At 36.1% G+C, this 22,422-nt stretch carries 17 protein-coding genes; 8 read left to right on the forward strand and 9 right to left on the reverse strand.

The genetic code is table 11. The features are described from left to right. The 8 genes from IL45_RS10495 to IL45_RS10530 all read left to right on the forward strand — a co-directional run bounded on the left by IL45_RS10495 (nt 1) and on the right by IL45_RS10530 (nt 8,328). A complete protein-coding gene (locus IL45_RS10495) occupies nt 1–261 on the forward strand; it encodes a hypothetical protein (protein ID WP_036583616.1) in 261 nt (86 codons plus the stop codon). Next, the gene (gene pnuC, locus IL45_RS10500) at nt 262–900 is read left to right on the forward strand and encodes a nicotinamide riboside transporter PnuC (RefSeq protein WP_036583620.1); all 639 of its coding nucleotides are present in this window, start codon (nt 262–264) and stop codon (nt 898–900) included. Continuing rightward, complete coding sequence (locus tag IL45_RS10505; protein ID WP_036583623.1) at nt 855–1,412, forward strand: AAA family ATPase; 558 nt, start codon at nt 855–857, stop codon at nt 1,410–1,412. Before pnuC ends, IL45_RS10505 begins: the two co-directional genes overlap by 46 nt. Further along, entirely contained in the window at nt 1,409–2,962 is a 1,554-nt protein-coding gene (locus tag IL45_RS10510; protein WP_036583625.1) for a DUF4301 family protein, read from the forward strand. Before IL45_RS10505 ends, IL45_RS10510 begins: the two co-directional genes overlap by 4 nt. Next, complete coding sequence (gene arfB, locus IL45_RS10515; protein WP_036583627.1) at nt 2,963–3,361, forward strand: alternative ribosome rescue aminoacyl-tRNA hydrolase ArfB; 399 nt, start codon at nt 2,963–2,965, stop codon at nt 3,359–3,361. 69 nt (nt 3,362–3,430) lie between these two features. Further along, complete coding sequence (locus tag IL45_RS10520; protein ID WP_036583629.1) at nt 3,431–4,036, forward strand: thioredoxin family protein; 606 nt, start codon at nt 3,431–3,433, stop codon at nt 4,034–4,036. Nucleotides 4,037–4,117: 81 nt separating this feature from the next. Further along, on the forward strand, nt 4,118–7,030 hold the full coding sequence (locus IL45_RS10525; RefSeq protein WP_036583632.1) for a PEP/pyruvate-binding domain-containing protein: 2,913 nt from the start codon (nt 4,118–4,120) through the stop codon (nt 7,028–7,030). Further along, nucleotides 7,030–8,328: a serine hydrolase gene (locus IL45_RS10530; protein WP_036583634.1), complete on the forward strand. Its 1,299-nt coding sequence runs from the start codon at nt 7,030–7,032 to the stop codon at nt 8,326–8,328. Before IL45_RS10525 ends, IL45_RS10530 begins: the two co-directional genes overlap by 1 nt. On the opposite strand, the gene IL45_RS10535 is transcribed toward IL45_RS10530, so the two are convergent. The 9 genes from IL45_RS10535 to IL45_RS10570 all read right to left on the reverse strand — a co-directional run bounded on the left by IL45_RS10535 (nt 8,329) and on the right by IL45_RS10570 (nt 22,314). After that, the gene (locus IL45_RS10535) at nt 8,329–11,133 is read right to left on the reverse strand and encodes an NTP/NDP exchange transporter (protein WP_146128642.1); all 2,805 of its coding nucleotides are present in this window, start codon (nt 11,131–11,133) and stop codon (nt 8,329–8,331) included. Continuing rightward, nucleotides 11,105–12,049 (reverse strand): serine hydrolase, encoded by a 945-nt coding sequence (locus IL45_RS10540; RefSeq protein WP_036583638.1) that lies wholly within the window; start codon nt 12,047–12,049, stop codon nt 11,105–11,107. The genes IL45_RS10535 and IL45_RS10540 overlap by 29 nt, the downstream gene beginning before the upstream one ends. A gap of 208 nt (nt 12,050–12,257) precedes the next feature. After that, nucleotides 12,258–17,132, reverse strand: coding sequence for a DNA repair ATPase (locus tag IL45_RS10545; RefSeq protein ID WP_036583641.1), 4,875 nt, complete (start codon nt 17,130–17,132; stop codon nt 12,258–12,260). Between the two features lie 90 nt (nt 17,133–17,222). Next, a complete protein-coding gene (locus IL45_RS10550) occupies nt 17,223–17,837 on the reverse strand; it encodes a transposase (RefSeq protein ID WP_146128643.1) in 615 nt (204 codons plus the stop codon). A gap of 164 nt (nt 17,838–18,001) precedes the next feature. Continuing rightward, nucleotides 18,002–20,074 (reverse strand): flotillin family protein, encoded by a 2,073-nt coding sequence (locus tag IL45_RS10555; protein ID WP_036583647.1) that lies wholly within the window; start codon nt 20,072–20,074, stop codon nt 18,002–18,004. Nucleotides 20,075–20,173: 99 nt separating this feature from the next. Then, nucleotides 20,174–20,884, reverse strand: coding sequence for an OB-fold-containig protein (locus IL45_RS10560; protein ID WP_036583650.1), 711 nt, complete (start codon nt 20,882–20,884; stop codon nt 20,174–20,176). A 48-nt stretch (nt 20,885–20,932) separates the two neighbouring features. Then, nucleotides 20,933–21,142: a zinc ribbon domain-containing protein gene (locus tag IL45_RS14945; protein ID WP_081866592.1), complete on the reverse strand. Its 210-nt coding sequence runs from the start codon at nt 21,140–21,142 to the stop codon at nt 20,933–20,935. A gap of 2 nt (nt 21,143–21,144) precedes the next feature. Continuing rightward, on the reverse strand, nt 21,145–21,858 hold the full coding sequence (locus IL45_RS10565; protein WP_036583652.1) for a PspA/IM30 family protein: 714 nt from the start codon (nt 21,856–21,858) through the stop codon (nt 21,145–21,147). Between the two features lie 60 nt (nt 21,859–21,918). Beyond that, nucleotides 21,919–22,314 carry a type III secretion system chaperone family protein gene (locus tag IL45_RS10570; protein ID WP_036583655.1) on the reverse strand — a complete coding sequence of 132 codons (396 nt, stop codon included), beginning with the start codon at nt 22,312–22,314 and terminating at the stop codon, nt 21,919–21,921. Nucleotides 22,315–22,422: the final 108 nt, after the last annotated feature.

The following is a 22,422-nucleotide window of genomic DNA, read 5'->3' on the forward strand; positions in this document are numbered from 1 at the left end:
ATGAAAGCATCTATTGAATTAACTATGTCGCCATTACAAGACGATTATGAACAGCACATCATTGATTTCATAAAAACCCTACGCGAGTCTGAATTTACGGTATTAGAAAATCCGCTGGCGACTCAAATTTATGGGGATTTTGTGCCATTAATGCAGTTTTTAACTCGAGAAATGTCGAAAAGTATGGAACAAACTAAAGCTGTTTTATTCTATATGAAAGTAGTAAAGACAGATCGTAGTGATTATGAACCATTTTTTTAGATGAGCGAGGTTATAGAATTCCTTTTTGGTCAGTATAGGGACTATAAAGTTTCTCATATATTGTTAGAGGTAGTTGCCATAATAGCTTCTATTATCAGTGTGATTTACTCTTTTAAGAATAAAATATGGGTGTTTCCCTTTGGTATTTTAAGCACTTTAATTTTTGTCTATTTATTGCTTCAATGGAATTTATTAGGCGATATGCTTATCAATGCTTACTATTTTATCATGAGTGTTTATGGCTGGTACATTTGGACACGCAAGGTAGATGCGACTCATGAAACACCTATAACTATTACTAGTGATAAAGAATGGATTCATAGCTTTCTATTATTACTGTCTACTGCTGTAGGTGTTTATGTGTTATATTTTGTAACGAATCGTTTAGAAAGTATAGTATCCTACATCGATATGTTGACCACTGGGATATTTTTTGCTGGTATGTGGTTGATGGCACGTCGTAAACTAGAACATTGGCTAGTTTTAATGGTAGGTAACGTTATTTCAGTACCGTTATATTTTTATAAAGGATACAGTTTCAGTGCACTACTTTATTTATTTCTCGCTATTATTGCTTACTACGGTTATTTAGAATGGAAAAAATACCTCAACAAGCAGCCTATTCTGGGAAAAGAATAGTTTTATATGGACCAGAAAGCACTGGTAAGAGTACGCTTTCGCGAAAGCTAGCTCAACATTACAATACTGTCTTAATAGAAGAATTTGCTAGAGAATATCTGCAGGATAAATTTAACCATACTGGAGAAGTTTGTAGTTATGACGATATCTTACCTATTGCAATAGGTCAAAGAAATCTAGAAAACAAAGCAGTAAATAAAGCTCAGGATTATCTTTTTTGTGATACAGATGTGTTAGAAACCTATGTGTATTGCATGGCATATTTCAATCAGGCGCCGCAAGAACTTATAAATGCTGTGGAAGAATCATCATATGAGTTATATTTACTATTACAAGTAGACGTTCCATGGACTCCAGATGATTTGCGAGACCGGCCAGAACGTCGAGAAGAAATGTTTGAGTTGTTTCTAGCGGCACTCAATAAGTTTAATAAGCCTTATAAAATCGTGGATGGGTTAGATTCTCAAAGATTTGAAAATGCAATAAAGGCGATAGAAAATGAGTCTAAATGATCAAGTTTACTAAACAACAACTAGCGCAACTGGAAAGTAAAAATATCACTACAGATACGATCTTAAAGCAAATTGAGCGTTTTAAGATAGGATTTCCCGTTGTAAAGTTAGATCGACCAGCAGTGGTGTCAGATGGTATATTAAAACTTCATAATTCAGATCACTCTCGATATCAACGTTTGTATGAAGAAAGGCTTGATCATTTACAAATTCTCAAATTTGTTCCAGCTAGTGGTGCAGCAACTAGAATGTTTAAGTTTTTACACGAGTTTTTAAAGGATTTTGATCCGTGTGAGGATTCTATCAATTCTTTCATTAATAAAAATAGAGCACAAGAATTATTCACATTTTTTATTGCTATAGAAAAATTCCCGTTTTATGATGAGGTAATGGCTTCATTAAGAACAACCTATAATGAGTGGCATGCAAAAGCAGATCGAGAGAAGAAAATTTTGTTTGTGAAACAAATGCTAGAAATAAATGGCCTTAATTATGGGAACATGCCTAAAGGTCTCGTACCATTTCACAGATACAAGGACCACAACACAACTGCATTTGAAGAGCATTTGTTTGAAGCTAGTATCTATGCATCAACAAATAAACAGGCAAGACTGCACTTTACAATTGCCGAGGACTTTAAAGATCATTTCAACGCCGAATTTGACCGGATTGAAAAAATAGTAGAATCTAAAACAGGTACAGAATTTGAAATTGAGTTTTCGCATCAAAAGTCCTCTACAGATACCATAGCTGTAGATTATAATAATCAACCTATAGTTACTGAAACTGGTGATCTTTTCTTCAGGCCGTCTGGGCATGGAGCTTTATTAATGAATCTCAATGAACTTGATGCTGACATTATTTTTATAAAGAATATAGATAATGTTACTGTGTCATCGCTGGAGCAAGAGGTAGGCGATTATAAGAAATCACTAGCTGGTCTTTTATTAACCTTACAAGAGCAATGTTTTAAATATTTAAGACTTATCGATGAGAATAAAGTCGATGAAATTCTTAAAGCTGAGATAGAAGAGTTTTTAATGATACAATTAAGTGCTGTATTACCACCAGATTATAAAAAATATGCTAGAGAGTTTCAGCTTGAATATTTATTTAATCGTCTTAATCGACCATTAAGGGTTTGTGGGATGGTAAAAAATGAAGGTGAGCCTGGTGGTGGGCCTTTTTGGGTGTATAATCAGAAAGGCGAACTTTCTATAGAGATTATAGAAGGTGCACAAATAGACAAAAGCAATACGCAGCAAGTAGCCATAGTAAATAAAAGTACGCACTTTAATCCAGTAGATTTAGTATGTGCCGTACGTGATTATAAAGGAGAGAAATTTAATCTGTTAGATTTTTGTGATGAGCAGACTGGCTTTATAACACATAAATCTAGATTAGGTATGGATATTAAAGCACAAGAACTTCCTGGTTTATGGAATGGAGGAATGGCGTATTGGAACAGTGTTTTTGTTGAAGTTCCTTTAATTACTTTCAATCCCGTGAAAACAGTTAATGACTTATTGAAACCGGCACACCAAAATTAGATGGATCTAGGTCAGCTACATAGAGAAGTAAATTACAAAGCTGTGGCGAGCAGTGGACCTGGTGGGCAACACGCTAATAAGGTTGCGACTAAAGTCTTGCTAGAATGGGATGCTGGTAAAAGCATTGCATTTACAGATGTAGAACATGAGCGTGTTTTATTAAAATTACAAAACCGATTGACAAAGGATGGTATATTGCAATTGAGTTGTCAAGATTCTAGAAGTCAATCTAGTAACAAAGAATTAGTTTTTAAACGTTTTATCGGGTTGCTTAATGGAGCTTTAGTAGTGCAAAAACTAAGAAAGAAAAGAACCACACCTAAATCCGTAAAGCGTAAGCGTTTAAACGATAAGAAAAAGCATAGTGAAAAGAAAGAAAGTAGACGCTTTAAATATTAGGGAATAATTTCACATAACCAGTGACATTTGTCATTTTATAGACCTTGTAAGCTGACTTACATTTGTATTATGGAATTACAACAGATAATAAAAGATGCCGCAGATAAGTCTATATCTTATGAGCAGTATAGAGCCTTTGTAGAGGCGCATACAGTTAATGGAACCAATAGTGGTAGTGAGGTAACTGAAGCGCTCGCAGAGTATACTAAGCTCAACAACCAGCGTATGAAACGGTTGGATAAGACTTTAAAAATCTTACCAGAAAATCAAGAGTTTCTAAATTCTTTTGATAAAGATGTTTACTTTTTAATTATCACCGAAAGCTGGTGTGGTGATGCAGCCCAAACTATGCCCATGATGAATAAGGTAGCGCAAACTGCTTGTGTGGATTTTAAGGTGGTATTGCGTGACGAAAACCCGTTATTAATGGATCAGTTTTTAACAAATGGTGGTCGTGCTATTGCAAAACTTATTCTTGTAGATAAAAATACTGGCCTACCGGTGACAACCTGGGGTCCTAGACCTACTAAAGCGACTCAACTTGTTGCAGATGAAAAAGCTGCAAAAGGGGCACTTTCTCCTGAGTTTAAACAGGAACTTCAAAACTGGTATAATAAAGACAAAGGAAAGGATACTGAGAACGACTTGATAAACATGTTAAGAGAAGTGTTGTAGTCCTGCCTTTTTATTATAAACCTATCTAAATTCTCATTATTTTAACAACTTAGCTGTTTACCTTTGAGTAAAACCAGCTACATGTTTATTAAATACTTTTATTTATTACTGTTATTTCCAGTTTTTTTATGGGGTCAACAATATGATGATGAAAAAATAACGAGCCTCATAGATACTTATAAGGATTTAGATCGTGGTCCCTATAAAGAGATTAATTGGTTTTGCGAAGACGGAACAATTAGAGATGCAAAAGATCCATGTCCTGATGCCATAGGTGGTGGAATTCAACATGCTAGTTATAAATCAGATATCATAAACCTAGCCAAAACTAGACACCTTTATTTAGGTGAAATACTAGCCTCAAACGATGTATGGGACTTTTGGGATGCTCCTTTCAACCACAGTAGAATAAAGCAATATCAATTACAGCGTTATTTAGAAAGCGTAGATAATGGATGGATTCAAGAAAAATCAAAATTTTATCGTGGTGCCAGGCAAATCGAAGACGAGGAAGAATGGGGACGCAAGTTTTACTATACTATTCTCTCTAGTAACCAGATTTTAGATCAAGACTTTTTTTTAATTAGAGAAAGCCTAAGAGATATACCACATGATGGAGATACTAATCTAGCTCAAGAGATCAGAAGCACTAGTAAAGTAATAGCAGACAAGTATCCTAAATTTATGGATATCAGGATTAAAATACATGGTAATCCAGAGTCTAGAGATATCCAACAGGTTCAAGAGTGGTATGATGCTAATAAATCTGACTTGAATGAGCAAACGCTGGCTGATTTCCAAAAACTTATAACTGACATGAAAGAGTTTTTTGAACCAGTAAGCATTAGTGAACTTGCACAAATGGTTTCTGATTGGGATAATGACAGTTATATTAAAATGCAAACAGATTGGTTCTCTATGACCTATGCCCAAGAGACAGATCCTTCTATAATCATAACAGCAGCATCAGGATTGATGTGCGATATACGCTATAATATTCAAGAAGATAGAAGAGGAACCAGACGTACCAGTGCATTAGAACTTAGTTTACGACTAGAAGAATTGATATTTCAGAAGTCATCACAATGGAATCCTGCAACAATAAGAGAACATATAGATAAAGTACATGCGCTCAGCGAGGCATTGGCTAGCTCTGGTTATGTAGAGAAATGGGAATGGGATGCCGTTGAGGATCAGTTACTGTTAAGTACTGATGCAACTATGACAGCAAACCGGTTGATGGATTTCATAAACGTAGCTCGCAATCAGGTCGCTTGGGGAACAGGTATGGTCAACAGTATTTATGGAGATGTTGTAGAGGAATATACCGGTTTTGAACCATTATCTTATGGATTTTATGATGACCGTATACGCAGTTCATTACTATTACCTCTAGGTTCCTCAATAGGTGAGTTTTCTGGTTTAATCTCAAGACAGTTAGGTAGTTCAACTTACATTCCAGTACTGAGTAATATTAGTACTGTAAGAGGTCTTAATCCAGGATATACTCAAGGAGAATTAGTAGTCGTAACAGGTAATGCAGAAGGAATGACTGTAGACCCTAAAAAAATATATGTGTTTGACCATCCACCTAGCGATTTAAAACCAGTCGCTGGTATCGCTACAGTATCAGAAGGTAATCTAGTTTCTCACGTTCAATTACTAGCGCGCAACTTGGGAATTCCTAATAGTGCCATCAGTGCAGATAATCTTTCAGACCTTAAGGATTATAATGGTAAACAGGTGTTTTATGCCGTAAGTGATCGTGGTGCAGTGGTTATAAAACCTGCAAACGAGATGGATAACGAAGAGCAATCATTATTCAATAAGAATCAACAGAAAGAGAAGAAAACCATCCGCATCTCTGAAGAAAAATTGAAGCTAGACATCGTTGAGCCCGTAGATATGGCTAGTGTTAATAGCGCAGACAGTGGAGTTTTATGTGGTCCTAAAGCTGCTAATCTTGGTCAATTGAAGCAGTTATTTCCTGATCATGTTGTAAATGGTGTTATAATTCCTTTTGGAGTTTTTAGAAATCACATGTCTCAAAATATGCCTGAAACAGATGGTAGTTATTGGGATTTTCTGGAGTCCGCTTTCGCGAAAGCGAGACAATTAAAAGATAGTGGGTCCTCTACAGCAGATGTAGAAAAGTATCAATTGGATCAACTTGCGATTCTGAGGGAAGCCATAGCTAGAATGCCTATTAAAGCAGAATTTATAAAAGAGTTAAAAAAGGATTTCAAAGGAATTCTAGGGGACGATATGGGTAAAGTTCCAGTTTTTTTAAGGAGTGATACAAACATGGAGGATCTCGAGGAATTTACCGGTGCAGGTTTAAACCTGACCGTTTTTAATGTGGTGAGCGAAGAAAAAATATTAAAAGGAATAAGAGATGTGTGGGCTAGTCCTTATACAGACCGTAGTTTTAAATGGCGACAGGCATATCTAGAAAATCCAGAAAATGTATATCCATCTATTTTAATAATCCCAACAGTAGATGTGGATTATAGTGGTGTGTTGATTACTAAAGATTTTGTTCATCAAAATGCTGATGGTATCACGATTGCAATGAGTCGTGGCGCCGGTGGAGCGGTAGATGGGCAAAGTGCAGAAACTTTTATAGTCGATGGACAAGGAAATAGTCAACTAGTTGCACCGGCAAGAGAACGCTTGCAGCGTAAATTACCTGTTCAAGGTGGTTCTAAAATGGAATTTGTCAACTTTAATAATCCTATTATTACTGAAGATAATCTTAAGGAAATACGGCAGTTTGCCTTAAAGGCACATCAAACCATGCCTAGTTCTAAAGATGGGTCCTATAATGGGGCATGGGATATTGAGTTAGGCTTTAAGGATAATAAATTATACCTATTTCAAATACGTCCATTTGTGGAGAATAGTAATGCTATAACTAACTCTTATTTATTGAAATTGGATCAGAAAACAGACTATAATACTGAGTTACTTATTAATAAACAAATCGCATTATAATGGATATTCTTAGGTATAGTATTTCAGTGTCTGCAGTATTAGTTTTAGCGATGTTTTATCCTATTGATGGTTATCAATCTACAGGGATTAAACGTCTTAAACGATTAGAGAAAACTATAGACAGTACTCTGGTAGAACGGTATTTAAAACCTGGCTCTTTTAAAAAAAGTGATGAAGTGAATTTATGGCTTTGTGAGGACACAAAATCAGTAGATTCTTTAATGGTTGTAGATAAAGATTTTCAATCTAAAATGCGCAAACTATTTCCTAATAGTTCAGGTTACGGTATTGCGGTTATGGATATCAGTAATCTTAATAACCCCAAGTATGCACAGCTTAATGAGAATTCAGGTTTTCAACCAGGTAGTGTAGGTAAAATAGCTGTAGCGACTGCTTTTTTTAATGAATTACGCAATTTATGTCCTGAGGATTGGTCTGTGAGGCAACGATTATTAAAAAATAAAGTAGTGAAATCTGGTAATTGGGGTCTCTATGATCACCATACTATACCAGTAGTAAATCTCGAATATGATAAGCTAGTAAAACGTACTGTAGTATTTAATGATCAGTTTAGTCTTTATGAATGGTTAGATCATATGTTGAGCGTTAGTAATAATGGTGCAGCAAGTATCGTCTGGCGTGAGGCTTTATTGATGCATGTTTTTGGAGACGCATATTTCGGTTTAACTCAAGAAGAGGCAGATGCCTATTTTAATAATGCTGATAAATCTGAATTAACCGATATCGCTATTAACTTAGTAAATCAACCATTAAGAAATATAGGTATTACCCATGATGAATGGCGATTAGGTAGCTTTTTTACTAATGGGCCTGATCAATATGTAGGTAGTAAAGGTGGTAGTATAGGTACACCTAAAGGTCTCATGAAATTTATGGTACAATTAGAACAAGGTTGTGTTATTGATGAGGTGAGTAGTCTAGAAATAAAAAAACTACTCTATATGACCGATCGAAGAATAAGATACGCCTACAGTCCACAACTAGATACTGCAGCCGTATACTTTAAATCAGGTAGTTTATATAGTTGTGATCAATCTAAGTCCACACCTTGCGGTAAATACATGGGCAACAGGTATAATTACATGAATAGTATTATAACTGTAGAACATGAAGATGGGACTAATTATATGGTCTGTTTAATGAGTAATATACTTAGTAAAAACTCTGCTGGTGATCATATGTATTTAGCTAGTGCTATAGATAAAACTATCAGATCTATCAATAATACTAACCATGATTCACAAGCAGTAACTACTGATAATTCAGATGATATTTGATTAAGCAGTTTTAGTTTTACCATTATCCTTAGAAAGTAAAATATTTTTGATTTCTAAAGCTTTTGATGTAGGTAGATGTGATAATATACTGGTGATTAAATGCTCACCTTGCAAGTCGAGTAATTTAATACTCAATGAATGCACTTTTTTTTCTTGAATAAGAAGAAGTTTTTCTAGCATTTTACTGCGATCATATAGTTGTATTCGTTCTTGAAATTCAAAAGTTTCGCTGGATAAGGTATGTGATTCTAATTCAAATAGTGGAAAGAGCATATTTTTTAAGTCCCTACTCAATATACCATTAAGATATTCCATAGAATGAAGCCTTGAAACAGTTTCTTTACTTATCATTCCCTTATAGGCTACATAGACATCCTCTGGATTATAACGTTGTGATAACAGGTTAAAAATGATTTCTAGTTGATCAGAAATGCACTGATCAACATTAGTGATAAGTTGCTCTATTGTATTCTTTTCAAGTAAAGAGATAACACCATTAGTTCTTTTATCAGAGCGCTGGCTTATTTTTAATGACCAATATAATCTTACTAATTCTTTATACTTAGCAGACTCTTTATCTATAAATCTTATCAATTCCTTCTTTTTTAAAATCGATTTTCCTCCATCTATCCTAGATTTAAATAATAGTTCAAAAGCTCTTTTCTTAACAGAAATGTCGCTTCGATGGGTTAGTTGAATAATTAAACGGTGTGATTTTTTAGTTTTTATATGGTATAATACATGAAGCAATTTTTTTCTGAAATCATTCTCTGTTTTTTTTCTAGAATAAATCTGACTTATGATTTTTAAAGATTTATTACCCATTTTTTGAATGGAAGAAATAATCGATTTTTTTAATTCATCGTCTATGAGTCCTTCAAGAAGAGTGTTTAAGAAATAAACATCCTTAGTATGACCAGTAGCTTTAATCGCTGCAATTCTTAAAGTTTTATTATTGTGATTCAAATAGTTGTCAATTATTGAATAGTAGTTAGTCGTAGCAGCATATCCCAATGTTTCTATAAGTCGAGCAAGTTCTGCTATTTGCATGTTCTGGTCACCTATTTCACTAGAGAATAGTTCTATACGTAACTTCAGATTATACTTTTCGGCTAGTAAAGGGTTTTCTTGAGAAATCGCAGCTAGAGCTAGCAGTGCAGCTGTTGCTATCATATCATCTTCGTCATCTAGATAATTTTCATAGAATTGATAAGAAATATGCTCGTGGCTCAATAAATAATTCATTGCTGCATTAATCAATTCACTGTCATCTGTATATATAAAATCTTGTACCTGTGCGACTGGTTCATTGATTACATAATCTAAATTATTAATTACCGCTGTAACGACCTTATTATTTTCATGATTAAGAAGTTGCAGAACTGGATCTCTTAAACTGGAATGACTTATTTCTGGTAGTTTTTGCAGCATCAATAATATATCCTCAGTTCCACCATTTTCAAAAATGATTTTCATATTACCGATAAGAGTTCCAACATTATTTTTTTCTTTTCTTAACTTTTCTCTTTTTACAATACTTTGTTTAAAGATACTTAGATAGCTGTCTTTAACTTTAAAAATTAAATAAATCCAGAAAATAGAAAGAATTGCAATCGATGCGGTAATAATGTGATTGGGAAGATTCAGTCCTTTTACAACAAAAATTATAACTAATCCAGCTAGTCCGGTAGCAACACTGTCCACAACCACATCTATAAAGGTTTTTGTTTTATTTTTTATGTCACTAGGTATAGGTATCGCAAGAAGTTCTAATGCACTTTTATGTAAGGACTGTTTAAGGCTACCATCAAAGCCTTTTAAGATAATTACAAGCCATAATTCTGGCATTACAAAAAGTAATAGAGCACAAGTAATTACCGCAGCTGGCAGAAAAAATAAATTGGTCTCAATATTAAAGTTTTCTAATAATCGCTTTGTAATCAATAATTGTAAAATCAAAGAGATTATATTAAAAGTACTAAACCAAAACCCAAAAAAGGACGCGAGTTCCATCGGGTCTGCTATCTGCTGGCTGGCGAGATAGCTAAATTCATAGTCTACAAGTTTTGCAACTAAGACACCTATACCTATGACACCTGCTAGATGAGTTAAATGTCTAGAATTAAATATTAATTTAATAGAAGGTTCTTTAGAAACACTTTCTCTTTTTTTGAATTCTAATTTCATTTTACCCTTATAACTATGGGATTTAATTCTTTGATAGATATATGGGCAGCAAGCAATCATTAAACTTGCTAAGATGATTAAAGCGCCATTACCTGTAAATGGTACTAGGATGGAAGTAACATATCCACCAGCAATTCCACCAGCAATTCCGCCAGCTCCTATAAATCCAAATAACCTTTTAGCTTCTCTAATATTAAAAATAACGTTTGCCAAAACCCAAAATTGAGAAGTAACCAATAAGGCATATATTCCTACAAATAGGTAAAAAGCATAAACTAAAAAAAGGTTGGTTACTTCAAACATCACGAGCAGTCCGATAATAAAGAATGCAGCCGAAAATATCCACAGCGTAGATTTAATAATATATCTAAGATTAAATCGCTCTAATAGTTTGTGATATGAAAAAGAGATCACTACTGCAATGATAGCTGTTAGTATAAACGCTATCGAAAGAGAATCTGCACCAGCTGTAGATAAAAAAAGTGCATTGATAGTAGGTTTAACTACTAGCAATGCACCTATAATAAGAAAAAGATATAACTGCATCCATAAGGCTATGGAGAGTTCCTTTTTCTTAATATCAAATAGATTAGATATGAGCTGGTTTAATGGTTTCACCTGATTGGATGTCTTGAAGCAAGATAGGTGTTTTGTTTAATGCAGCTTCTGCAGGTCGTACTAAACTTCTAATAATTTTTTCTCCATCTGGCGACTCTACCATAGCAACAAGAATATAATGCTTCTTGCGCTCATCATCCCATACGATTACACTATCGCAGTGCCAGTTTTTCCAAGAGCCACTTTTTCTATAGACATCTGCTTCAGGAGCAATTTGATCTAGCGTATTTACAAACTTGTGATGTAAACTTGGGTCTTTTAGATATTGTAGCATTTCACTACTACGTTCATTGTTAATTAGCTGGCCAGTAGCTAATTGATAATATAGTTTTGCGACAGCTTCCGTTGTAGCAGCATGGCTTAAGCCTTTAATAGGTTCAGGATGACGTCTTCCTTGTGCGGCATATCTTTTACCTACCCATAGGCCACCATTACTATATTGATCATAAAAAGGATTTGCTGGATTGCACATCACATCTTCTATACGTTGAAAACCTACACGATCAATCATTCTAGTAGAAGCAGCATTATTAGATTTTGAAATCATCAACCACATATCTGTCTTTACTTCATCAGTATATTCTAAATCACCTTTCTCAATAGCATCCATAGCAGTATATAAAACAGCAATTTTAGGCATGCTAGCAGCATACATCATATTATCACCATTAACACTAGCATATCGAACACCATCGTTTGATAAATCAACAAGACTTACAGACAGCCTTTTGTTTTTAATTAAACTTTGCCATCGCTTGTTTGAGTATAATTGTTCTTGTAAACTTAATTGTAATGTAGCGTCTTGATAAGCACTAACCTCTTGATTTGCATTTTCCAGCAGCAATAAAGGTTTGTCAGTGGCGTGAACTAGACTAGTAAACATCACTAATAATAAAGCAGACACTTTTAATAACATATAAATTTTAATTTTTTAAGTTCAATATAATATGAACAAATACAACGCCGAAACTACATATTTTATTGTCTTTAACAATTTAAAACCAGTACTTTAACAGTTTTTCACTTACTGTTAATATTGCATCAAGATTTTAGTGCGCTAAGTCAATTATTATAGCTGAAAACGAATTTCAAAAGACTGTTTTTTTGAAGGTTAACTTTTGTTTTTACTTAGACAATCCTTTCCTCAACACCTCTTTAATGCCTTCTAGATTCTCGGTAAAATCCATCATTTGACTCAAGACTTGAGACATCTGATTTTGCCCACCAAGTCCGTTCAACTTGTTGTTCTTAGCAAAAATCTCTTTTATGTCTTCCCATCGTTGTTGCTCTTCTGGAGTGATGGTATTGACGAGTTCTTTATATTTTAATAAGTTAGCTTCAGCAGCACTAGTTAAGGTTTGTGATTCACTTTCATAATGTGATAATAATAGCGTTTGCAACTCTTTATCATCCATGATAGGAACAACCTTAGCGACCAGTTTATTCATATCACGGTAAGAACCTTGTAGTTTAAAACTAGGTTCCGTACGGTATGTGTCTTCCATTCCTGCGCTTGCGATGTAAGTCTGATTCACTTTAAGAACGGTATCACGTATTTTCAATACCTTTTCAAGTACAGCAACATAATCGGCTATTTCTTGATTACTGTGGTTTCCTTTAAGCTCGTTATCACTTGCTCCGTTTTGAACACGATCTATAAGCGCATACACATCGTCAAAATGCTTGTTACTTAACTGTTGCAATACGGGATTACTAGTTAGTGCATTTTCTACCAGACTCAGCTCAAATAAATGAGCCGTATCACCTATAATATCACCTAGATTATAAATATCAGCACGGTTTGCAAGCATATCTGGAATCTGGAATTTATCTCCACTTTCCGTATATGGATTACCAGCCATAATCACGCAAAATTTCTTACTACGTAGATCGTAGGTTTTAGGCTTTCCATTATAAACTCCTTCAATTTTACGAGTTCCATCAGACAGGCTGATGAACTTCTGTAAAAACTCAGGATTACAGTGCTGGATATCATCTAGATATAACATCACATTATCACCCATTTCAAAAGCAAGATTCAGCTTTTTAAGTTCTTCTCTCGTTGCTGCATTAGTTGCTGCTTCAGGATCTACTGATGTAATCTCATGACCTATCGCTGGACCATTTATTTTCATAAATATCAAGCCTAATCGGTTTGCTACATATTCCATCAAGGTTGTTTTACCATAACCTGGTGGTGATATGAGTAGCAATAATCCCATGCGATCGGTACGTTTTGTATCACCTACCGTACCTAATTGTTTGGCAAGATTATCACCTATTAGTGGGAAATATACTTGATCGATCAACTTGTTACGGACAAAAGAACTCAATACACGTGGTTTAAATTCTTCTAATCGCAAGGACTCTTTTAACTCTTCAGTTACCTCTTGCTTTGCTTTTCTAAAGGTTTCATAAGCAGGTACTTTTATCGTTGTAAAGTGCTCTAGTGTATGTACAAACTCATGATAATTAAACACAAACACACCTTCTTCAATCGTCTGGTGCGATCCTTTTAATCCATTGATGTTTTCACTAGGTGAGATGGCAACTGTTTTATTAGCTGTCAGCTCTCCATAAAGTATGTTTGCCACACATTCGTTTATATATGTCAGTAAAGATTGTTTTGAGTCCGCTTTCGCGAAAGCGGAAACCCAATGTCTCACCAGTTCCACTTTAGACTTCTCGTCCTCACAAGCTTCTAGACTTTTCTTAAATTTTAAATCGGCATTTTGAGATTTTATTTTCTTTTCAAAAGCTTCTTTTAATTGAATAGCGCTCGTGCTTACTGTGAAATGATCATTGTCTTTAAGTTCATTGAATAAGTAACTTGCGATAGATAAACTATTAGCAGACTCAGAAGTTTTAAAAATCTCATCAGCTAGTTCTTCTATTATAAAGTCGTACTCCTTACTATCTGGAAAAACAGATAATACCTCACCAGCACTTTTCAAAATACGGTTGAGGTTGGATTGATGTTTGGTATCTAGTGCATTCCAGTAAAACTGTGCTTGCGCTCTCGTATCAGGATCATAAGTAAGTAAGCCCAGATCATGGTGTTTATGTAATAAAACACTTAAATATTGAGCAGCGTCATGGTCATGAACACCTTTTACATAACCACCAGAATAGTTACCACTCGCGATTTCTTGAACAGTTGTCAGCAAATCTGCCGGACTCATTATTCTTAAAGCTTCTTTATCTCCAAATTTAAAAATAGAGTAGGCGAGGTAGGCAGATCTATAGACTTGGTTATTTTCAGACACCAAATCTTGATTCCATATTCCTTGAGATTGTGTGAGAATCTCATTATGCAATTCTTGATAAAAGTCAGTTCCTGTTAGGTGATAGAACAGCGCATTATCCTTAAATACAATGGTAAGATCCAGCTGCTGTTTATTAACACCAAATTTATGTTTCCCCAGCTTGATGATGTTATCACCATCTTCATAAAGTTCGTTCTTATCCTTGAGTTTTCTCAAAGCATCTTCACGAGCCACTTTAAGCGCTGTTTCAATCGCTTCGGCTTTTCCGGCATCATCGAGATCTTTTAATTGCACGACGATGTCGCGCACTTTATTGATCATTAAATCACTGGCAAAATAACCGTTGATTTCAGTAACGCTATCTAAGGATTGTGCTCTTTTTTGAACACCTTTTAGAATACGCTCTGCAGCATTTTGAAATGCCATTGCCTTTTTATTGCGCGCTTCTACCAGACTACTTTTACGATTATCAAAAGCGGCGTAAACCTCTTCACGCTTGCCTATAATCTCTGTAATGTACTCTTCATAGTCGGCAAATTTCCCTTCTAACTCTTCTAGTTGTATAGAAACTTTGGTAAGAAACTCATCACACTTTTCTGGTGTGTTTGCAATGTCCAGATAATTGATTATACTCTGGTCAATCAGCTTTAACTGCGCGGCAAAATCGGCTTGCGCTTCTTTTTTACCTACGGTTTTTACTTTATTCTTAATCGCCGCTTTTACCTGATTGATGGTGGCAAAAATCAACGATATGTTCTCAATAATCTTAGTAGAGTGAGAAGTGTCTTCTATCTCTAGATTAGAAACGATGTCTATCAACAGCTCGAGATCTTCAGCAATTTGATTCACTTCTTTCTCAAGATTTTTAATCTCGATCACTTTTTTTGTGTCGTCTAGTGCTTTTTGCTTTTCGGCAACAGCATCGTGATAAGGAGCGAGTGCTTTATCATCAAGTAAAAAAGTAACCGCACGACGCGAGATCACTTCATTTTGTTCTACGATTTGCTCTTCGATTCCTTTTATAAAATCGGTATCTACATAACGTATTTCATAAAGACCTATCGCTTCACCTCGCAAACTGCGCAGCTGAGTCAGTAGCTCTACAAAATCATTGATAGACTTAAATGAGGTGCTTTTAATTTTACTAAAAAGCTCATCTGCCTTTTTAGAAATATCTCTAGTATCTGCAGCTGCTTGTTTGCGCAGCTGTTTTACTTTTTCAAACTCGTCAATTGCTGCGTTAGACGCTTTGTTGATCTCGTTAAGAGGTAGATTAATTTGTTTAGTTTCTTCTTCAGGCAACCAGTAATAGGCATCTAGAATATCTTTTGAAGAACGTGCAATGTCATCATATAAACCACCATAACTATCTTCTTTGTTAAGAAGCGTGAGCAGCTCATTTGCCTGCGCCATAGCTTTAACAATATCCTTGTTACCTATCTTAAATAACATCGTGTCTTGATGCTCAGATGGCATGATATTACCTTTTAAATATGGTGTTTGCCATATTTGCATCATGTGATGCTTGGTCTGTTCATCTTCTGTGCGGAAATAACACAACTCACCTTGTTCTAAAATCGTAAATCCATTACAAACGATAGGTGTCTTTACTGTTTGATCAATCACATTGTAAGACATGAGTACATACAATCCCTGTGCGGCATTATAAAATACATACAAATGATCTTCACCATTAGGTGATGCGATTCTTTGCTGAAATTTTAATTTACCAGCATCGCTAGGGAATACGTTATACTCTCCAGTTTGCAAGTAATAACCACTTGGGAAAATAATACCTTGATCATCTGGCAGCAATACTGCAGCCTCTGCAATACTATTGATGCGTTCTACTTCCTTAATCTTGTGGTTGTACACAAAATAACGAGGCTCTTCTTGAAACGGTTTTATTTCTAGAACAATAAGATTGCCTAAATCGGCATAACGATATTGTCCGTCATCTAGTGTCTGGTCGCGATGTTCTACATCTTCACGATAAATTCCCTGACCATCGTCGGTATTATCTTCAACCTTTATGGTTAAATCACCACCTATAGTTTCTACAAAAACCTTGTCTAGAATCGATACATGTCCATGCACACCAGCACGTTGATTATCGCGTCCAGCTTCTTTCCACTGGAAACCATATTGTGCAGGAAAACGATATTCATGCTCACTACGATTGTCTACATATTGCAATTTACCATCAGCAATCAACCATTTAAAGGTCTTGATATCCGTAACAGAATCACTAAGTTGAAATACCATATGCAGGTAATTCCCCATAATCGCAAACTTGGAAAAAATCGTGTTGCGATAGTATTTGTACAGATTTTCAAAATCAGTTTGAAAAATAGGATCTGTGATGAGGTTTAATTTGTTCCCGCTTACGCGAAAGCGTAACGCATCACCATCCACACCATCACGATCAAACTCATAGATGCTAAAAACATCGCTCAATTGCATCTCAGTGCGCAATCCTAGATGCACGTTGTACCCAAAGATGCTGTATTTACCGATGGTCACAATATCACGGGCGATACAGTTATTTTCTGTATTCACGCGGTCGTTTGCAATCAGTCGTGTTTCTAGAGAACCGAAGACCTTTTTACGTTCTTCATTAAGAGCATGGAGTCGTTGCTGCAAGTCATTCTTTTGCTTGAGCAAACGGCTCTGGATGATCTCGTAAGTTCCTGAGTCTAGTTGTGTAGTGTTATTGGTGTTTTTTTCTGCCATTGATTTCTAGTTAGTAGCGCATCGCATGCGCCTTCTCAGTGTTGGGGCGCATCGCATGCGCCCTTTCATTGCGGCGCATGCGCCTTTTCATCAGTCTAGATCCAGTTTCTGTTTTAGATTTTCATCCCACTTCTTTGGATTATCATTGATGTATCTGGTTACATTGTCATAGTGTCTTTGAGTTCTGATGATAGCTTCGTTATAGTTGCGTACCCATATGGTTTTTTCAGTTCTCAGTTGATTATGGATGTCCATAAGCTCGCTATTTTTCAAGGTCGATTCATTATTCTGATTTTCTGATATGATACTTAAAACCTGTCTGGTCACAGCACCTTTGTATCCTCTGACTACTGCTCCTAAAGAACCTGGCTTATTCATGTGTTTTCCTGCAACTGCTCCTGCTCTGCGTTCCAACTCTTCTGCCGTGTATTCCTTTTGTATTCTTTGTTCTTCTATATGAATGACAAAATGAATATGATCTGGCATGATCATGAATGCTCCCAGGGATACGTTGTCTCTTAAATTTATTGTTTGCTGCCATTCTTTAGCCGCAATCTCTCCAAATTTATTGAGTATCATTTTTTCATCAATCACCTTTCCAAATAGATGCAACCGATTACGTATTACAATAGTTACAAAGTACCTTCCTACTGATGTGTAGTCATGTCCTTTGAGACGTATTGATTTACGATTATATTGCTTCATACTAGCTTAGCTTGTTCGACCCATTGTATGTGCGTTGTTGACGCATCTCATGCGTGTTGTTGACGCATCTCATGCGTGTTGTTGACGCATCGCATGCGTGTTGTTGACGCATCGCATGCGTCTTTACAGTAATTGGGCGGATGCGATCCGCCCTTACTGGTTGTTTAGATATCTCCCAGCTTTTTACCAGAAAGTCCCATGCCTTTTGCCATGTTCAACAAGTTGCTCAGCATGTTTTTCTCATCACCATCATTTGATTTACCGTGTAGGTTGTTCAAAATGTTTGCGATACTCAGGTTCTTGATGTCCTCAGAGCTGATGTTATACTTGTCTGCAAAGTCCTTTACTTTATCCAGTAAATCACCTTTTACGTCATCACTTCCTAAAATGGCATCTTTAACTTCAGTCACAGTTTCAGAGTGATTTACTAATCTGTCATAACCTTTTGCTTTTGTGATCTGACCTATGATTTGTTCAAAGAACATGGTCTCACCACCTACGATATCAATCTTAGCAGCTTTCAATGCATCTCCTATTACTTGCGCTTGTGCGTCTGCAATATCTTTCTGGATATTGATTTGTGCTAGGTCTACTTGAAGTTCTTTGTCAAGACGTAGTTTGAACTCTTCATGTTCTTTACCTACACCATCAAGTTTCTTCATTGCTTCAGCTTTCTCTTCGATACCGGCAGCATCTGCAAGGGCTTTTTCTTTGATTACCTCAGCCTCTGCAAGTCCGTCCTTACGTTTAGCCTCAGCTTTTGCAGCGATACCGCTTGCTTCAGCCTCAGCCTTTTTCTGGATAATTAGAGCATCTACGATTCCTTGACGTTCGCTAGCCTCAGCTTTTGCGTGCATTACTTGTGCTTCAGATAATCCTACCGTTGCTTCTTCCTTAGCTTGTGCTTCGGCAAGAATCTTACGAGCGTCTGCTTCTTTTTCACTAGCTTCTTTATGAGCAAGTGCTTCTATGTTGATTTCTTCAGCTTTTTGAACTGCAGCTTGTTTAGAAGCCTCGGCAGCCTTAGTTACCTTAATTAAATCATCTTGAGCTTTTGCTTCAGCATTTGTGATAGCAACTTGTTTAGCACGATCTGCAGTTTTGAAAGCCTCGATATCTTTCATGTTTTCTTGCTCTTCTACCACACCTTTTTCAAGAACTACGCGATCTCTAATGACATCTTGAATGTTCTTTTTCTCAACTTCTACTACTTTTTCTTTCTCGATTTGAGCTAGAGTCACGACTCTTTCTCTCTCGGTAAGTTCTAGCATGCGGTCTTTTTCCACACGTTCTGTTTCTACAGCGTTAGTACGTTGCTTATTTTTCTCTGCAATGATGATCTGACGTTGCATGTTTTCTTCAGCAACCTGAACTTTTTCTGTAGTAGCGATACGAGCTGTTTCTGACTTAAGTCTTTCTTCTTCAGCTACTTTTAGTGTTTCAGCATCTTCACGAGACTTGATGTTGGCAATCTCACGTTTTTGTTGCTCTTCTTTTTCGGCCAGTTGCTTATCTAGTTCTAGAATCGCTTCACGAGCTTCAACATCTTGCTTGCGTATCACTTTTTCCTCATCACGCTTGATCAGGTTTGCTTTAATGTTTTGTGCAGCAGTAAGATCTGTAATCTTCTTGATACCTTCAGCATCTAAGATATTGTCAGCTTTCAAATGAGAAACGCTGGTTTGCTCTAAGAAGTCAATCGCACAATCCTCAAGTGTATAACCATTTAAGTCTGTACCGATAATGTCCACAATCTCATCACGAAACTCGCGACGTGCTTCATACAAATCGATAAATTCAAATTTCTTACCTACAGTTTTTAATGCTTCAGAGAACTTTGCTTCAAAAAGATCTTCAAGTGTCTCTTTACGAGATGCACGAGCTACACCTATGGTTTGAGCTACTTTTTTAATGTATTCTACTTCATTATTGACACGCACGAAAAACGCTACTTTAATATCGGCTCTCATGTTGTCCTTACAGATCAGTCCTTCTACGCCCATACGTTCAATCTGGATTTTCTTTACAGAAATATCCATAGTCTCCACACGGTGGAATACTGGTACGACATAAAGTCCTTTATCCGTAGCCACTTTAGTACCTCCAAAACCAGTACGCACCAGCGCCTGTCCTTGATGTACTTTTTTGTAAAACATCGCGATGATCGCAAAGTACACGATGATGAGAAACAAGATAATTCCTAATCCTGTTACGATAATTGGTAAGATTCCTTCCATAGTTATTGTTTGGTTTTTGTTGTTTATTTAGTTGTTTTGAAAGCGGATGCGATCCGCGGTTACTATTCAAGGAGTAGGCAAATAACATTTGCCTACTATCTATGCTTTACTCACTAAAAAATAGTTCTTATCATCGGATCGCTTGATGATGAGCACGCTTTCGCGAAAGCGTAATTCTGATCCATCTAATGATTTTACATAGATACTCATTAAGTTACCATCTGCCATGACCTCTGCATTTCCTAATTTATCTCCAGAAATGGAAGATAAAAGTAAGGCTTCACGACCTAAAAAGTCTACTGCTTTGTCTCCATCTTTATTCAAATTTTTGAAAAATGATTTGAAAGGCGTGGTGATTACTTTAGTCAGAATTAATGCTGGTATAAACGCTGCAAGTACGATTACAAATCCGAATGTGTTGTCATAACTGCCAGTGATTGATGTTGTAAGAACAGAAATCATCCACCAAAGGAAAATCCAAAATGTAAACGTGAACATGAATGGCAGCCCTACAAAGTTGAAATAGATCAAAAAGACTTGCCACCACTTGAGTTTACGAGTACGTTTGTTCACTACGTGTTCACGATCAACTTCAGCATTTGCAACGTCTTGGAAATCCATATTTCCTCCTTCAATACCAGTGTCTAGATCAACATCTGCATCGATATCTACGTCTACGTCCACATCGATGTCCAGGTCAAAATCGATACCTGAAATCATGGTAGCAAGCCAGTATAGAATGAGAATGATCAACAACACGGTAAGTGTGATGTTTACTTCAGAGAATAATATGTTGAAATAGTTTTCCAAGGTTGGTTAGTGTTTAGTGGTTATTGGCGGATGCAATCCGCCGTTGCTTTAACTCGTAAAAAAGTCAAAGATGTTACTCAATGCTCCTGTGCTGGCTTTATAAAATTCTGTGTATTTGCAACGAGTGCAAGCTACGTAAGAGAATTTCTTGTTCTGTACGTCAAAAATTTTTGAAAGCGTGCCGCCAGTAGCTCGCATTTCTCCAGTTTCATAATCGTGATGACCGCATTTGACACATTTATAATTTATGTTGCTCATCCTTATGCTTCATCTTTTTTGATTCCCAACTGCTCTTTGAGCTTTGCTAGATCATCGTCAAGTTTAGATTCCGTCATATCTGCAGCAGCATCGATTTCATCGTCTACAGATTTTGTCGTCTTTGCTAGATCTCCATAAGCCTCAGCAAGCGCTTCGTCTTGTGCGACTTTTTCTTTCATACGCTCGAGCATGCTTACTGTTCCTGCGCTATCAAGTTCTGCCATTTGTTTATTGACATTTTTTGTTGCATCACTTACTTTAACACGTGCTTTCAACGTTTTAAGTTCGTTTTCCCAGTTGGTGATGTTTCCTTTGATGGTCTCAATGGTATCTTTTAATTGAGAAACATTTTTATCAAACTTTTCTGTGTCTGCAGCGGCACGATTTGCATGTTGTTGCGCTTCTTCCTTTTTTGCAAGTGCTTCTTTAGCCAGACGATCTGCTTCTTCTACTGCCATGTCGCCAGAATGTGCTTTTTTGAGAATCAGCATAGCTTTGGATTCATAGTCTTTAGCTTTGGATTCGTGTTCATCTCGCTCATTTTTAGAACGTATGGCTAGTGCTTTTACTTGCGCCATAGCTTCTACACTTTTATTAAGGTCTGCTTTCATGTCACGTATACCTTGCTCGGTCATGGTGATAGGATCTTCTAGGTTGTCAACTGCTTTGTTAGCTTGTGCTTCTCCTATTTTGAAAATTCTTTTAAATATGTTCATGATATTAGTTTTTTATGGCAGATGCAATCTGCCGTTACTTTATAGATGCATTGTATGCATCTAGTATTTTGAAAATTTAATAATTTGGTCAGAGTACTCACTCATTAATAAACTTAATGAGTTAAGAGTACCTTCTAACTCGTTAAGGTCTAGGTTTTCTATTTGTAGGGTATCTCTAAAGATGACTTTAGATCCACTTTCGTCTAGCACAAATGCGCCGTGAATGATATCGCGGTTTTTTTGTAAAAGACTTTTGAAAACTTCTTCGTTCTTGTTATTGATTTTAAAAATGTATTGCTCCATGATTAAAATGGGTGGTGCTATTCCTAAAATCATATTTTTAACACCAGCGCTTTCTTTTTCAATCACTAGGATTCCGTCTTGCGGATTTTCTCTAATGATGTCAAAATCTAGCTGTAATAGGTATTCTTTAATAGTGCTGAAGTAATTATTCATAGGTTTTTATTGGTAGGTTTAATATTACGAAAAAGGAACTTCTTATCCCACTAAAATATGCAGTGCGATATCTGCAACGTAAATCATTAAGAGTATCATAATTAAAAG

Source organism: Nonlabens ulvanivorans, assembly GCF_000732625.1.
Taxonomy (GTDB): Bacteria; Bacteroidota; Bacteroidia; order Flavobacteriales; family Flavobacteriaceae; genus Nonlabens; species Nonlabens ulvanivorans.

What these genes read in the sequence shown, in the direction of transcription:
- IL45_RS10540 (WP_036583638.1), bottom strand. Translation starts at nt 12,049, where the DNA reads ATGTTATTAAAAGTGTCTGCTTTATTATTAGTGATGTTTACTAGTCTA.
- IL45_RS10510 (WP_036583625.1), top strand. Translation starts at nt 1,409, where the DNA reads ATGATCAAGTTTACTAAACAACAACTAGCGCAACTGGAAAGTAAAAAT.
- IL45_RS10555 (WP_036583647.1), bottom strand. Translation starts at nt 20,074, where the DNA reads ATGGAAGGAATCTTACCAATTATCGTAACAGGATTAGGAATTATCTTG.
- pnuC (WP_036583620.1), top strand. Translation starts at nt 262, where the DNA reads ATGAGCGAGGTTATAGAATTCCTTTTTGGTCAGTATAGGGACTATAAA.
- IL45_RS10530 (WP_036583634.1), top strand. Translation starts at nt 7,030, where the DNA reads ATGGATATTCTTAGGTATAGTATTTCAGTGTCTGCAGTATTAGTTTTA.
- IL45_RS10495 (WP_036583616.1), top strand. Translation starts at nt 1, where the DNA reads ATGAAAGCATCTATTGAATTAACTATGTCGCCATTACAAGACGATTAT.
- IL45_RS10565 (WP_036583652.1), bottom strand. Translation starts at nt 21,858, where the DNA reads ATGAACATATTTAAAAGAATTTTCAAAATAGGAGAAGCACAAGCTAAC.
- IL45_RS10550 (WP_146128643.1), bottom strand. Translation starts at nt 17,837, where the DNA reads ATGAAGCAATATAATCGTAAATCAATACGTCTCAAAGGACATGACTAC.
- arfB (WP_036583627.1), top strand. Translation starts at nt 2,963, where the DNA reads ATGGATCTAGGTCAGCTACATAGAGAAGTAAATTACAAAGCTGTGGCG.
- IL45_RS10505 (WP_036583623.1), top strand. Translation starts at nt 855, where the DNA reads ATGGAAAAAATACCTCAACAAGCAGCCTATTCTGGGAAAAGAATAGTT.
- IL45_RS10525 (WP_036583632.1), top strand. Translation starts at nt 4,118, where the DNA reads ATGTTTATTAAATACTTTTATTTATTACTGTTATTTCCAGTTTTTTTA.
- IL45_RS10545 (WP_036583641.1), bottom strand. Translation starts at nt 17,132, where the DNA reads ATGGCAGAAAAAAACACCAATAACACTACACAACTAGACTCAGGAACT.
- IL45_RS14945 (WP_081866592.1), bottom strand. Translation starts at nt 21,142, where the DNA reads ATGAGCAACATAAATTATAAATGTGTCAAATGCGGTCATCACGATTAT.
- IL45_RS10570 (WP_036583655.1), bottom strand. Translation starts at nt 22,314, where the DNA reads ATGAATAATTACTTCAGCACTATTAAAGAATACCTATTACAGCTAGAT.
- IL45_RS10520 (WP_036583629.1), top strand. Translation starts at nt 3,431, where the DNA reads ATGGAATTACAACAGATAATAAAAGATGCCGCAGATAAGTCTATATCT.